Source organism: Gordonia sp. SL306, from assembly GCF_026625785.1.
In the GTDB taxonomy this organism is placed as follows: domain Bacteria; phylum Actinomycetota; class Actinomycetes; order Mycobacteriales; family Mycobacteriaceae; genus Gordonia.
Genome location: NZ_CP113063.1, coordinates 1,501,103 through 1,513,564, shown reverse-complemented (window position 1 = coordinate 1,513,564; position 12,462 = coordinate 1,501,103). Strand labels below are relative to the sequence as shown.

Sequence of the window (12,462 nt, the reverse complement as noted above, 5' to 3'; positions counted from 1 at the left end):
CGTTCTCGGTGGGCTCGATCAGCGGTTGGCGGCTTGCTCTATCCCCAGCGCGTTGAACACCGTCCGCAGTTTGGCCGTTGTCTCGTCGACCTCGGCGCCCGGGTCGGACTGCGCGACGATGCCGCCCCCCGCCCAGGTGCGCAGGCTGCGTCGATCCGCGGTCAGCTCCAGGCAGCGGATCGTCACCATCCATTCGCCGTCCCCGGCGCCGTCGCACCAGCCGATCGCTCCGCCGTAGAGGCCGCGCTCGCCCTCGACGTCCCGGATGAACTGGGCGGCAAGGTCACTGGGTGTTCCACAAACCGCCGGCGTGGGGCTCAGCAGCAGAGCGAGGTCCAGGGCGGTCATGGCGTCGTCGCGGAGGATGCCGTGGATGGGCGTCGCCAGATGCCAGATCTCGCCGGTCGAGCGCAACTCCGGCGACGACGGCACGGTGATCTCCGCGCAGTGTGGGGCCAGGCGATCCCTGAGGTAGTCGACGACGAACGCATGCTCGGTCCGGTCCTTGGCTGATGCGGCCAGCGCGTCTGCGGCGGCACGGTCGGTTGCGGGATCCGCGGAACGCGGCGCCGAGCCGGCGTACGGATGGCAGGTCACCGTCCGACCTTGCTTGCGCACCAACAACTCCGGACTCGCGCCGAGGAGCCAGCCGCCGCTTCCTCGTGCCGCCCCGATGTCGATGCCGAACGCATTACCCTCCGAATTGCCATGCGCCAGAGCCCGGATCAGGTCGTCGACGTCGACCGCCGGGTCGAGGGTCATATCGACCGATCGTGCCAGCACCACCTTGTCCAGCTCGCCGTCGGCGATCCGTTTGATCGCGCGTTCGACCCGGTCACGATGGGCCGACTGGTCGGGGTGGAGCGACATCGACAGCACCTGATGCGGCGCACCCGTCGATCCGGCCACGGGCCGTGCGGAGTGGACGAGGGTGCCGGGGGCGATCAGGGCGGCGGGATCGTCGACGTCGAACGGGATCGCGCCGACGACGGCATCGACGGCGCCGGTGCGCAGGGCCTCCGCGGCCGCACGGGCGTCGACGAAACCACGACGAACACCGTTCGCCACCACCGAGCCGGTCGGCCGCGACAGGATGAACACATCGGGTTCCGCGCCGTCGGCGTCGGGGTTGACCATGGCTTCACGCTACCGCCGGGCTTTTGCGCACGGTGAGTGAAAATTGACACGTCGAGGCGCGATCAGTGAATCTTGACGTGGGTCATGAGTGCCAGTGACAAGCCCCGGCTCGCTGGTCGGCAACCCTCCTCCGCGGTGGGGTGCTCCGGGTGACGACCCGGCCGTGTTCGAAGTGATCACGGCAAGTGCGGATTCCTCAGGAGCTATTTGTCATGACTGCTGTCCTTTCGGCGCCCTTCACAACTGCGGCGCCCTTCACCAACCCGGCGCCCCTCACCACCCCAGCGCTGTCGCCTCGCCACACCCCGGTCGTCGACACCGAGACGATCCCGCCGTTGGCGCAGGTCGTCGGTGCCGACGAGTGCGTGCCGTGCTCGACCGGCGAGACGGTGCGTTACGCCAACCTCGACTACGCGGCGAGCGCGCCGGCGTTGGCCGCGGTGGCGCAGACCGTCACGAACTCGTTGTCGCAGTACGCCAGCGTCCACCGGGGTGCAGGCCACCTGTCCCAGGTCACCACGGCCCGCTACGAGCAGGCCCGCGAGGTGATCCGGGGATTCGTCCGGGCACGCGCCGACGACGCCGTGGTCTTCACGCGCGGCACCACCGACGCCATCAACCTCGCAGCCCATGCGACCCGCGGTGACGTGGTGGTGCTCGACATCGAACATCACGCCAACCTGCTGCCATGGTGCGCGCCCGATCGCGACGGGTCGTCGCGCGTGCGCGTGGTCGGTGCGTGCGCGACCATCGACGACACCCTCGCGGCGCTGGAGGCCGAACTCGCCGCGGCGCCTGCCGCGTTGCTGGCCGTCACCGCGGCGTCGAATGTCACCGGTGAGGTGCTGCCGATCGGTCGACTGGCATCGATCGCCCACCGCAACGGCGCGCGCATCCTCATCGACGCGGCCCAACTCGTCGCCCACCGTCGGGTGTCGATGGTCGGTCACGGCATCGACTACCTGGTCTTCTCCGGACACAAGCTCTATGCGCCGTTCGGGGCGGGCGTGCTGATCGGACGCCAGGACTGGCTCGACGCCGCCGAGCCCTATCTCGCCGGCGGCGGCGCATCGGCGAGCGTCTCCTTCGGCGAGACCGGCGCCGACACCGCGATCGAGTGGCACGGCGGCCCGGCCCGGCACGAGGCGGGTTCGCCGAATGTGCTCGGGGCCGTGGCCATCGCGGCCGCATGTGAGGCGCTCGACGCCGTCGGATTCGAGCACATCGGATTGCACGAAGAACTACTGCGCGCACGGCTCGACGACGGGCTGGCGACGATCGACGGTGTCACGGAGCTGCGGATCTTCGAGGACTCGACCGACCGGGTCGGTATCGCGGGCTTCGACGTCGATGGCTGCACGCCGCGTGAGGCGGCCGTGTTCCTCAGCGAGAGCGCGGGAATCGGGGTCCGCGACGGGAAGTTCTGCGCGCACCCGCTGTTGAACCGTCTGGGGTATCCGGACGGCGCGGTGCGGGCGAGCTTCGGACTCGGGACCGGCTCCGGCGACATCGACCGCCTCGTCGGCGCGCTGGCGAGATTGACCACGAGAGCGAGGGCACGATGACGATCGAGAGAACCAGGACGATCGAGAGAACCGAGACGATCGAATACGCCCGCCCGTCGTCGACGATCAGTATCGGGCGCCCGGGACTGCAGGTCGCCCTGGCGGGGGACGCCTCGGCGAGGACGTTCCCGATCGTCGTGCGGCGGCCGACCCTGCGCGATGCGCAGCGGGCCCGGTCGCTGCTGCGGGCCGGTGTGAATGATCAGGCGAACTTCGTCGTCGCGCTGGAGGTGGAGGCGGCCATCGCCCCGCATCCGGCATCGGCGCGCGCATCCGCCGATCTCGACGACCGCCCGACGGTCGCGGACGAACCCGAGACGATCCGGTACGTCGGGACGCCACACGGGCTGGTCTCGCTGATCCGCGACATCTATGTGGCCGAGATCGCCGACGCGGTCATCATCGTGCCGCTCGACGGTTCGGCCACCACGGCCCGGGTACGCGAGCAGGTGCTTCCCGTCCTGGATCCCGCTCGGGGACGCGTCGCCTGACGCCTCGACATCGACAGCCCGGGAGTGAGACCGGTGATGTGTTTCGTCTCACCCCGGGCTGTGTTGACACTGCTTCGCACTGGTCAGTACGGTTCTGCCGTCTCGGTCATAGGGGATGACCGGCGAGGGGGAACGCATGCATCGGGGAAGTACTGTGTCGCGGGCCGGCCGCCTGGCCGTGGCCGTCGTTGCCGTGATGGGCGCGCTGATCGGCGGTGTCTCGCTGGCGGCGCCCGCACACGCCGGTACCGTGACGCGCTACCTCGACCTGCCGCTGACGAACCGGTTCGCCGACCAGTACGGCGGCGGCGTCAACCGGGCCCTGCCGACCGATCTCCACCAACTCGAACAGCTGGTGCGCGAGGCCCGCGCGAGCGGTATCGCGCCGAAACGCTATGCGGCACTGCTGTTCCAGTACCGCCTCGTGCAGGCGACCACCGACGCCGGTATCGACCTCGCCGGCTGGGATCCGGCCAAGGGATTCCACGCGACGCGGGCGACCATGATCAAGAGCTACCGTTACTACGAGAACTTCCAGATCGCCCACCGGAACCTGCAATGGGCGGGGATGGCCGGGATGGTCGGTGCCGACTTCGGCGGTGGCACTGCCGATGTGGTCCTCGCGGGCGACATCTACGGCATCCGTGGACTGCAACCGCTGGCCGCCCAGATCATCGAGAAGGCCACCCAGGTCGCCGGACCCGGCATCATCGGCCAGTTCCCGAAGGGTCTGCAGAACCTCGCTTACCACGCCGACCAGATCACCCCGGCCGATCTGGCGTGGTTCTCCAAGCAGATCCTGGTGATGCAGAAGGCGATCTTCTCCGACCTCATGCCGATGCACGTCGCGTTCGTCAAGGACGGCCTCGACGGGATCGACGAGTTCCGTCGTGCGGGCATCGTCGACGACACCGTCGCCGCCGCCTGGCGCGACATCGAGTCGAACGAACCGGCTCGGGTCTCCGAGGGCAACGGGACGCTGTTGCGCCGCGAGCAGTACGACGTGGTCGGCTGGCAGTTCGACAATGTGCGCAACTACCGCAGGTCGGCCGGTGTCGGCTCGGCGCTGACCTATGCGATGACGCTCGCCGGCTCCCCGTCGGTGGCGGGAGTTCCGGCGTTGCGCGACTTCATCTCCTACACCTACGAGGGCCGGACGGCCGACGGCCGGACCGTGAAGATCGCGACCCCGATCCCGGATTGGGACTGGTCGGTGTTCGATCTGCGCTGGAAGTACGTGACCACTGAACTGCTGCCGCGTTACCAGGACATGGTCAACAACCACTACGGGCAACTCGTCGCGCAGATGAAGGTCCCCTACGAGACCCAGTTCGAATCACATCGTCCGATCTACAACCTGCACAAGATCCTCGGTGACGCCGTCGAGCACACCAAGGTCACCGTTTCCTGACCCGCCCCCCCCCGCCGACAGCAACCGAAATCCCGCCGACGGCAACCGAGACCTCGCCGACGGCAACCGAAATCTCGCCGACGGCAACCGAAATCCCGCCGACGGCAACCGTTCCCGCGCCCCTCAGGCCTCGCCGCGCTCCCACTGCTCGACGAGATCGGCCTCGGCGTCGGGGGTCAGCGTTCCGTAGAGCTTGAAGCGGGCCATCCCGCCGTCGGGGTAGATGTCCATCCGGGCCTCGGTCATCGGGCGATCGAGGTCGACGACGAAACGGTGCCGGGTGTCGGGCTGTAAGTCGGTGCGCGGCAACATCTCGAACCATTCGCCGTCCTCGCCGTCGCGACCGCGGATCATGGCGGCTCCCGGTGCGTTGCCCAGGAAATAGCTCGTGTCGAGTTCGATGAGACTGACCTGCCCGCGTCCGGCGAGGCGGACCTGCACCCAGTCGTTGCCCTCGTCGCGACGGCGTGAGGTCTCCCAGCCCTCGCCCATGTTGCGCGCCCGGCCGGGCATCAGCAGATTGTTGGGCGAGCTGTAGAACATATTGGAACACGCGGTGATCAGGCCGCCGTTCTCCAGTGCCGCGAGGTCGAAGTGGCCGTACCGGAAGAAGTGTGGATTGGGTACGCCGCGTCCGTGGACCCGGAAGCGCGCGACGCCGCCGTCGGGGTGCATGGTCAGCCGGACGTGGGTGAAGCGATCCTTGGCGTCGACCTTGAACGGATTGCGGGTGTCGCCCTCGGCCGCGGTCTTCTCGACGATCGTCACCCACTCGACGTCGTCGAGGAGCTGATCCACGGAGACGACGCCCTCGACGGCGGCGGCCTCCACGGAGATGAACGGCGGGTAGTTGCCCTTGAACCACGACGTGTCGACCACCACGCCGTAGATCACGCCGGGTGCGCCGAGTCGCACGATGGCCTGGTCGACGCCACCCACGCGGCGACGACGGGTTTCCCACCCGTCGTACACCTGTCCCTTGTGGCCGAAGGTCGCCGGCTGATACTGGGCGGCTGCCGTCTTGATCAGGTTCTGCGCCTCCGCGAACAGATCGTCGTTGGTCCACACCACCGCGCCTCCGAGGTCGCGAAGTGCCAGGTCAGGCATGGAAGTGAAATGTGGGCGGTTGCCCGCGGTGGCCGGCGGCTGGGGAGTCACGGGTTCTCATCGTAGGCCAGGTTGCATTCAGCCGGAGGTCGAGCGCATACTTGCGATCGGCAACTAATTGCAGTCAGCAACTAATTGCAAAGAGAAAGTAAAATCGCTGATCTCAGGGAGGGGACGGGCATGCTCGATCAAAAAGCCGTCGATGATCTGTTCGATGTGCTCTCCCGGTACATGCGCCTGCGCGACCGTGCGGTCCACACGACGTTCAAGACCGCGGACGGGGAGTTCGAGACGGCCGCGTTCAAAGGCCTCTTCCACCTCGCTCGCGAGTCGATGCGCTCACGTGAGCTGGCGGAGAGCCTCAACGCCGATCCCTCGACGGTGAGCCGCCACGTGGCGCAGCTCGTCGAACTCGGGCTGGTGCGGCGTGAGGCGGATCCCGCGGATGGCCGCGCGACTCTGCTCGTGATCACCGATGCCGGGCGCGAACGGGTCGAGGCCATGCGGATGGTGCGCCGGACCGCGATGGACGATGCGATGTCGGACTGGACCGACGACGAGCTCGCGACGTTGGTGCGTCTGCTCAGTCGCTTCGTCGATGCCGCCGAATCCGTCATCGCGCCGCCGTGCGCCAAGACCGATGAGGCGCCGCGGGCGATAACAGACTTTGTGAAAGGACAGGCATGACAGAATCAACGGCCGCCGTGGACACGGCGGCTCCCGACGAGGTCGCGGGCGCAGGACTGACGCATCGTCAGATCCTGACGATCCTCGCGGGCCTCATGATGGGGATGTTCCTCGCGGCACTCGATCAGACCATCGTGTCGACCGCGATCCGCACCATCGCCGACGACTTGCAGGGTTACGACATGCAGGCGTGGGTGACCACCGCGTACCTGGTCACGGCGACCATCGTGACACCGCTCTACGGCAAGCTCTCCGACCTCTACGGTCGTAAACCGTTCTTCCTGCTGGCCATCTCGATCTTCATCGTGGGATCGCTGCTGTGCAGTATCGCGACGTCGATGTACGAGCTGGCCGCGTTCCGCGCATTCCAGGGCCTGGGTGCCGGCGGTCTGATGACGCTCGCGCTGACCACCATCGGCGACATCGTGCCGCCGCGTGAACGTGCGAAGTACCAGGGCTACTTCCTGGCCGTGTTCGGCACGTCCAGCGTTCTGGGCCCGGTCCTCGGCGGACTGTTCGCCGGGCAGGCGTCGATTCTCTGGGTCTCCGGCTGGCGCTGGGTGTTCCTGGTGAACGTCCCGATCGGGCTCGTCGCGCTGTTCGTGGTCTACAAGGTGCTCAACTACGACCAGCAGAAGGGCGTCGGCGGACGCACCGACTACTGGGGTGCGACGGCACTCGCCGTGGCCGTTGCGCCACTGCTGATCGTCGCCGAGCAGGGTCGTGAGTGGGGCTGGACCTCCGGGTTGGCGATGCTCTGCTACGCCATCGGCGTGATCGGCATCGGGGCCTTCATCTGGATCGAGCACAAGATGGGCGACCAGGCACTCATCCCGCTGCGGGTGTTCCAGAACCGTGTGTTCAGCCAGGGCATCGTGGTGTCCGTCATCGTCGGTGCGGTGATGTTCGGCGGTATCTCGATGCTGCCGCAGTACTTCCAGGTGCTGCGGGGGTCGAGCCCGATGGTCGCCGGCCTCCAGATGCTGCCGATGGTGCTCGGGCTGATGACCGGTTCGATCGTGTCCGGCCAGCTGATATCGCGGACCGGGCGCTACAAGGTCTTCACCATCATCGGCGCCGTGCTGATCACGTCGGCGACATTCCTGCTGCACCTGGTCGGCACCGGGACGCCGGTCTATCTGGTGATGCTGATGGCGGCGCTGCTGGGCTTCGGCCTCGGCAACCTGATGCAGCCGATCACCCTGGCGATGCAGAACATCCTGCCGCCCAAGGACATGGGGCTCTCCACCGGAACCGCGACGTTCTTCCGGCAGATGGGTGGCACGCTCGGTGTCGCGGTGTTCTTCTCGCTGCTGTTCTCCTTCATGGGCCCGAACATCAAGGACGAGATGACGTCGGCGGCCTCGCAGCCGGAGTACCGCACGGCCGTGGTGCAGGCTGCGCAGAGCAGTGATCCGCAGGTCAGTGGGTTCGGGAAGTCGCTGGTCGCGGCGTCGCAGAACCCGGGTGCGGCATCGTCGTCCTCGGACGGCGTGATGAGTGACACGTCGGTGATCGAAAAGCTGCCGACCGAGCTCGCTGCGCCGATCAAGGAGGGATTCGCCGATTCGATGGACCGGGTCTTCCTCGCGGTGTCGATCATGTCGCTGCTCGCGATCGTCGGCACCATCACCTGGAAGGAGCTGCCGCTCCGACAGGGCAAGCCGATCGGGGCTCCGGAGACCGTCGACGCGGCCTGAGTCCGGCGCACAACAACCCGGCCGACAGCAACACCAATAGCGCCGACAGCAACACGAATAACGCCGACAGCAACCAGTGGAGGTTGCTGTCGGCGTTTTCGGTGTTGCCGTCGGCGCGGAAGAGAAGTCAGCCGCGCGAGGGCTCGTTGACCTCTTCCGGATGTGCCTTCAGACGATCGATGGCCTCCTGGGCGACCTTCTCGGCCTGGTCCTTGCCGACCCAGCCGCCCGGCTGGACCTCTTTGCCGGGCTCGAGATCCTTGTAGTGCTCGAAGAAGTGGGAGATCGGCCCCAGCTCGAAATCGCTGACGTCGCCGATGTCCTGGATGTGATCCCAGCGGACGTCGCCGGCCGGGACGCACAGCAGCTTGTCGTCGCCGCCTGCTTCGTCGGTCATCGTGTACATGCCGACGATGCGCGCCTTCACGATGATCCCGGGGAACACCGACTCGGGGAGCAGCACCATCGCGTCCAGCGGATCGCCGTCCTCGCCCAGTGTGTTGTCGATGTACCCGTAGTCGGCCGGGTAGCCCATCGAGGTGTACAGGTAACGGTCGAGATAGACCTTCCCGGTCTCGTGATCGACCTCGTACTTGTTACGTCCGCCCTTGGGGATCTCGATGGTCACATCGAATTCCACGGTTCCTCCTGGCAAGTGTTCGCTGGTGGTGATCGCACGCGGCCCGACGTCACCGCTGGGTCGCCTGCGCAGATCGCCTCAACGATACTGTGAGAAGTCGAGAGGGGTCAGGGCCGGGCCGGACCCCGAGGCACTGATCCGGAGGTTCTGTGGGCGCACGGCGCAGGTCGACCAGACGCACGATGCTGTGGACGGTCATCTCGGTGGTGGTCCTGGCGCTGATCGCCGTCGGCTCGGTCGCGGTGGCGCTGCGGCTCGACGACTCCGACGAACTCCCGCCCGGGATTCCGCCCCAACCGGCTGCGATCGCGGTGAACCCGCAGATCAAGACGGTGTCGGCGAATGCTCCCGAGCCGACCGCCGCAGGGGTGCGCACCGAGATCGCCCAGGCGGTCCGCGACCCCGCGCTCGGTCAGTTCACCGGACAGATCAGTGATGCCCTCACCGGCGCGACGTTGTGGTCGGACGGACCGACACAGCCACGGGTCCCGGCGTCGAACGCCAAGATCCTGACGGCGAGCGCGGCGTTGCTCGCGTTGCCACACGAGAAGCGGCTGACGACGACGGTCGTCGTCGGCGCCGACGGCCAGGTGATCCTCAAGGGCGCGGGCGACCCGACGCTGTCTGCCCAGCCGCGCGGTGCCGACACCTTCTATACCAACCCGGCGCGGATCGCCGACCTCGCCGCGCAGATCCGCAAAGCCGGCGTCCCGGTGACGTCGGTGGCCGTCGACACGAGTGCGTTCAGCGGCCCGACGATGGACAGCACCTGGGACAAAGGCGACATCGCCGGTGGCGACATCACGCCGATCGAATCCCTGATCGCCGACGGCGGCCGGATCGAGCCGCTCGACGAGTACTCGCCGCGGGTGGCGAACCCGGCCATCACATCCGGCGAGGCGCTCGCCAAGGCACTCGGCGTGGACGCTCCGGTCACCGAGCAGACCGCACCCACCGGCGCGCAGACCGTCGCCTCGGTGACGTCGGCGCCGCTGGTGACCCGCGTCAACGACATGCTGCGCTACAGCGACAACGTGCTCGCCGAGGCACTGTCGGTGGAGCTCTCGGTGGCCAAGGGCGGGCCGGCGTCGCTCGCCGGAGGAGTGGCCGCCGTCAAGAACACACTGGCGGAACGTGGTTTCGACATGTCGATGGTCACCCTGCACGACGCCTCGGGCCTCTCCTATGCCAACAAGGTGCCGGCAACGCTGCTCGACAAGTTGATGGCCGGGGCAAGTGGGCCGTCGCAGCCGCTGATGCGGCCCATGCTCGACGGACTGCCCGTCGCCGCAGGCACCGGCACCCTGGCGGATCGCTTCGACCCGAACTCCAATCCGGGCGCCGGGTGGGTCCGGGCCAAGACGGGAACCCTCACCGGGGTGAGTTCGTTGACGGGGATAGTCCAGACCATCGACGGCCGGGTGCTCTCGTTCGCGCTGATGTCGGGCGGAACATCTCCGGCCGACGCTCGGCCCGCGCTCGACAACGTGGCCGGCGAGCTGAGGGAATGTGGGTGCCGATGACCAGCAGTGAGCTGAGCAGTAGCGATCTGACCAGCAGCGATTCGACCAGCAGTGATGCGCCCGGTGCGGATCGCGGGCGGGACGACGCCGAGTCGATCGGCGCGCGGATCGACTGGGGGCTGGCGGCCGCGACCGGAAAGCGCCTGGCGCGCCCGGGGCCGAAGACCACCGCGTACACCCTCGACGCCGCGTACGCCGAACTCGCCGACGCGGCCACCCGGGCCGAGGCACCGGTGCGTGAGGTGACCGGCCTCGCCGACGGCCTGCGCGTGCCCACCACCCGCATCCTCGACCGCAAGGAATGGGTGGATGCGGCCGCGCAGTCGATGCAGTCGATGCTCGGCGCCGGGAGCGGAGTGAGCGGGCCGGATGGTCTCGGCGCCGGGAGCGGAGTGAGCGATCCCGACGACGGCGGATCGCCCAACGCGATCGAGACCGCCCTCGCCGGGTTCTCCGCGAAGGCAGGCGGCCTGCAGGCCGGCGGACTGCTCGCCTTCCTGTCCGGCGCGATCCTCGGCCAGTACGACCCGTTCACCCCCGATCCCGAAACCGGTGATCCCGGGGTGCTGATGGTCGTCGCGCCCAACATCATCTCGGTCGAGCGTTCACTTCGTGTGGTGCCCAGTGATTTTCGGCTCTGGGTGTGTCTGCACGAGGTCACCCATCGCGTCCAGTTCTCGGCGAATCCGTGGTTGCGCCAGTACATGGTCGACAATCTGGAGATCCTGACCTCCGAGTCCGGCGAATCGACGAGCGAGATCGTCGCCCGGATCACCTCGACGCTGCGCGGCTCCGACGAACAGCCCCGGGAAAAGGGCGTGCTCGGTGCCATGCAACTGCTGCAGACCCCGGAGCAATTCGAGGCGTTCAACCGGATGATGATGCTGGGCACCCTGCTCGAGGGTCATGCCGACCACGTCATGGATGCGGTCGGGCCCGTGCACGTGCCGACGGTGGCGAGCATTCGGGCGGCCTTCGACAAACGCCGTGGCGCCCCGCGTAATCCGGTGCAGCGCATCATCCGTGCGCTGATCGGTATGGACGCCAAGATCGCGCAATACGTGCGCGGCAAGGCTTTTGTCGACGAGGTCGTCGGGGCGGTGGGGATGGAGACGTTCAACACCATCTGGACGTCGCCGGAGACGATGCCGCGCCCGAACGAGATCGACGAGCCGCGGGTATGGATGCAACGGGTGCTGTGACCCGTGCGGTCGCCCAGTTCGCGGCGACCCACCTCGAACCCGGCGGGCAGGTGTGCGTCGGACTGTCCGGAGGCCCGGACTCGTTGGCGCTCACCGCATGTGCGATTCGTGCCGGGTTGTCGGTGCGGGCGCTGGTGGTCGACCACGCGCTGCAGGACGGCTCGGACGACGTCGCCGCGGAGGCTGCCGCCGCGGCCCGACGGCTCGGCGCCCTGTCGCAGGTGCTCGGCGTGGAGGTCGGCCGGACCGGCGGTCTGGAAGCCGCGGCGCGCGAGGCGCGGTACGCCGCCCTCGACGACGCCCGCGACGGATGCCCGGTACTGCTCGCCCACACCGCCGACGATCAGGCCGAGACCGTGCTGCTCGGCCTGGCCCGTGGTTCGGGGGCGCGGTCGATCGCAGGCATGCGTCCGTGGAATCCGCCGTGGGGACGGCCCCTGCTGGGAATCCGTCGGGCTCAGACGCTCGCCGCCTGCACCGAGCTCGGCCTTCGTCCACACCACGACCCGCACAACCGCGATCCGCGATTCACCCGGGTCCGGCTGCGGGCCGAGGTGCTACCCCTGCTCGACGACGTCCTGCACGGCGGGGTGGTGGAGGCGTTGGGACGGACGGCGTCGTCGGTGCGCGCCGACAACGAGGCACTCGATCACTTCGCCGACGACCTCTACGGCCGCCTGGCCCACGGCGACGAGATGCCTGCGGGCGAACTCGACGTCGACGGGCTGCACGGTGCGCCGGCCGCGGTACGCACTCGCGTCCTCCGACGATGGCTGCTCGACATCGGGGCGACCGAACCGACCCATCCGGTGATCTCCGCGGTCGACGACCTCGTGACCGACGCACGGTCCCGCGCCCAGGTCGCGATCGGTGGCGACCCGACGGCCCGGCAGGTGGTGGAGAGGTCCGGACCGCGGTTGACGGTCCGCCGGGCGCCCCGGTGATCCGGATTTGTAGCAGCAATCCGCGCCAGGCGCGGATTGCTGCTACAAAATCGGT

At 68.1% G+C, this 12,462-nt stretch carries 11 protein-coding genes and 1 riboswitch; of the genes, 8 read left to right on the top strand and 3 right to left on the bottom strand.

Features of this window, described 5'->3' with window-relative positions:
* Window positions 1–18: 18 nt before the first annotated feature.
* The gene (locus tag OVA31_RS06840) at window positions 19–1,137 is read right to left on the bottom strand and encodes an isochorismate synthase (RefSeq protein ID WP_267630339.1); all 1,119 of its coding nucleotides are present in this window, start codon (window positions 1,135–1,137) and stop codon (window positions 19–21) included.
* A gap of 80 nt (window positions 1,138–1,217) precedes the next feature.
* A riboswitch (SAM riboswitch) is annotated at window positions 1,218–1,331 on the top strand.
* Between the two features lie 18 nt (window positions 1,332–1,349).
* Here OVA31_RS06840 and OVA31_RS06835 point away from each other — a divergent pair.
* The 3 genes from OVA31_RS06835 (at window position 1,350) to OVA31_RS06825 (ending at window position 4,604) form a co-directional block, all read left to right on the top strand.
* A complete protein-coding gene (locus OVA31_RS06835) occupies window positions 1,350–2,702 on the top strand; it encodes an aminotransferase class V-fold PLP-dependent enzyme (RefSeq protein WP_267630338.1) in 1,353 nt (450 codons plus the stop codon).
* Window positions 2,699–3,193 (top strand): hypothetical protein, encoded by a 495-nt coding sequence (locus OVA31_RS06830; protein WP_267630337.1) that lies wholly within the window; start codon window positions 2,699–2,701, stop codon window positions 3,191–3,193. Before OVA31_RS06835 ends, OVA31_RS06830 begins: the two co-directional genes overlap by 4 nt.
* A gap of 136 nt (window positions 3,194–3,329) precedes the next feature.
* On the top strand, window positions 3,330–4,604 hold the full coding sequence (locus OVA31_RS06825) for a hypothetical protein (protein WP_267630336.1): 1,275 nt from the start codon (window positions 3,330–3,332) through the stop codon (window positions 4,602–4,604).
* 123 nt (window positions 4,605–4,727) lie between these two features.
* On the opposite strand, the gene alc is transcribed toward OVA31_RS06825, so the two are convergent.
* Entirely contained in the window at window positions 4,728–5,711 is a 984-nt protein-coding gene (gene alc / locus OVA31_RS06820; protein ID WP_267630335.1) for an allantoicase, read from the bottom strand.
* A 180-nt stretch (window positions 5,712–5,891) separates the two neighbouring features.
* Here alc and OVA31_RS06815 point away from each other — a divergent pair, with 180 nt between their 5' ends.
* Together OVA31_RS06815 and OVA31_RS06810 are read left to right on the top strand one after the other, a co-directional pair.
* A complete protein-coding gene (locus OVA31_RS06815; RefSeq protein WP_267630334.1) occupies window positions 5,892–6,398 on the top strand; it encodes a MarR family winged helix-turn-helix transcriptional regulator in 507 nt (168 codons plus the stop codon).
* Complete coding sequence (locus tag OVA31_RS06810; protein ID WP_267630333.1) at window positions 6,395–8,098, top strand: MDR family MFS transporter; 1,704 nt, start codon at window positions 6,395–6,397, stop codon at window positions 8,096–8,098. Before OVA31_RS06815 ends, OVA31_RS06810 begins: the two co-directional genes overlap by 4 nt.
* Before the next feature lie 127 nt (window positions 8,099–8,225).
* On the opposite strand, the gene OVA31_RS06805 is transcribed toward OVA31_RS06810, so the two are convergent.
* The gene (locus OVA31_RS06805) at window positions 8,226–8,738 is read right to left on the bottom strand and encodes an inorganic diphosphatase (protein WP_267630332.1); all 513 of its coding nucleotides are present in this window, start codon (window positions 8,736–8,738) and stop codon (window positions 8,226–8,228) included.
* 182 nt (window positions 8,739–8,920) lie between these two features.
* On the opposite strand from OVA31_RS06805, the gene dacB reads away from it, so the two are divergent.
* The 3 genes from dacB to tilS are packed head-to-tail and all read left to right on the top strand — an operon-like array spanning window position 8,921 to window position 12,407.
* Window positions 8,921–10,261, top strand: coding sequence for a D-alanyl-D-alanine carboxypeptidase/D-alanyl-D-alanine-endopeptidase (gene dacB, locus OVA31_RS06800; protein WP_267630331.1), 1,341 nt, complete (start codon window positions 8,921–8,923; stop codon window positions 10,259–10,261).
* Complete coding sequence (locus OVA31_RS06795) at window positions 10,258–11,463, top strand: zinc-dependent metalloprotease (protein WP_267630330.1); 1,206 nt, start codon at window positions 10,258–10,260, stop codon at window positions 11,461–11,463. The genes dacB and OVA31_RS06795 overlap by 4 nt, the downstream gene beginning before the upstream one ends.
* Window positions 11,442–12,407 (top strand): tRNA lysidine(34) synthetase TilS, encoded by a 966-nt coding sequence (gene tilS / locus OVA31_RS06790; protein WP_267630329.1) that lies wholly within the window; start codon window positions 11,442–11,444, stop codon window positions 12,405–12,407. Before OVA31_RS06795 ends, tilS begins: the two co-directional genes overlap by 22 nt.
* The last annotated feature ends 55 nt before the right edge of the window (window positions 12,408–12,462 follow it).

Excerpts from the sequence above, each read along its gene's own strand:
- OVA31_RS06840 (WP_267630339.1), bottom strand. The coding sequence starts at position 1,137 with ATGGTCAACCCCGACGCCGACGGCGCGGAACCCGATGTGTTCATCCTG.
- OVA31_RS06835 (WP_267630338.1), top strand. The coding sequence starts at position 1,350 with ATGACTGCTGTCCTTTCGGCGCCCTTCACAACTGCGGCGCCCTTCACC.
- OVA31_RS06830 (WP_267630337.1), top strand. The coding sequence starts at position 2,699 with ATGACGATCGAGAGAACCAGGACGATCGAGAGAACCGAGACGATCGAA.
- OVA31_RS06825 (WP_267630336.1), top strand. The coding sequence starts at position 3,330 with ATGCATCGGGGAAGTACTGTGTCGCGGGCCGGCCGCCTGGCCGTGGCC.
- alc (WP_267630335.1), bottom strand. The coding sequence starts at position 5,711 with ATGCCTGACCTGGCACTTCGCGACCTCGGAGGCGCGGTGGTGTGGACC.
- OVA31_RS06815 (WP_267630334.1), top strand. The coding sequence starts at position 5,892 with ATGCTCGATCAAAAAGCCGTCGATGATCTGTTCGATGTGCTCTCCCGG.
- OVA31_RS06810 (WP_267630333.1), top strand. The coding sequence starts at position 6,395 with ATGACAGAATCAACGGCCGCCGTGGACACGGCGGCTCCCGACGAGGTC.
- dacB (WP_267630331.1), top strand. The coding sequence starts at position 8,921 with ATGCTGTGGACGGTCATCTCGGTGGTGGTCCTGGCGCTGATCGCCGTC.
- OVA31_RS06795 (WP_267630330.1), top strand. The coding sequence starts at position 10,258 with ATGACCAGCAGTGAGCTGAGCAGTAGCGATCTGACCAGCAGCGATTCG.
- tilS (WP_267630329.1), top strand. The coding sequence starts at position 11,442 with ATGGATGCAACGGGTGCTGTGACCCGTGCGGTCGCCCAGTTCGCGGCG.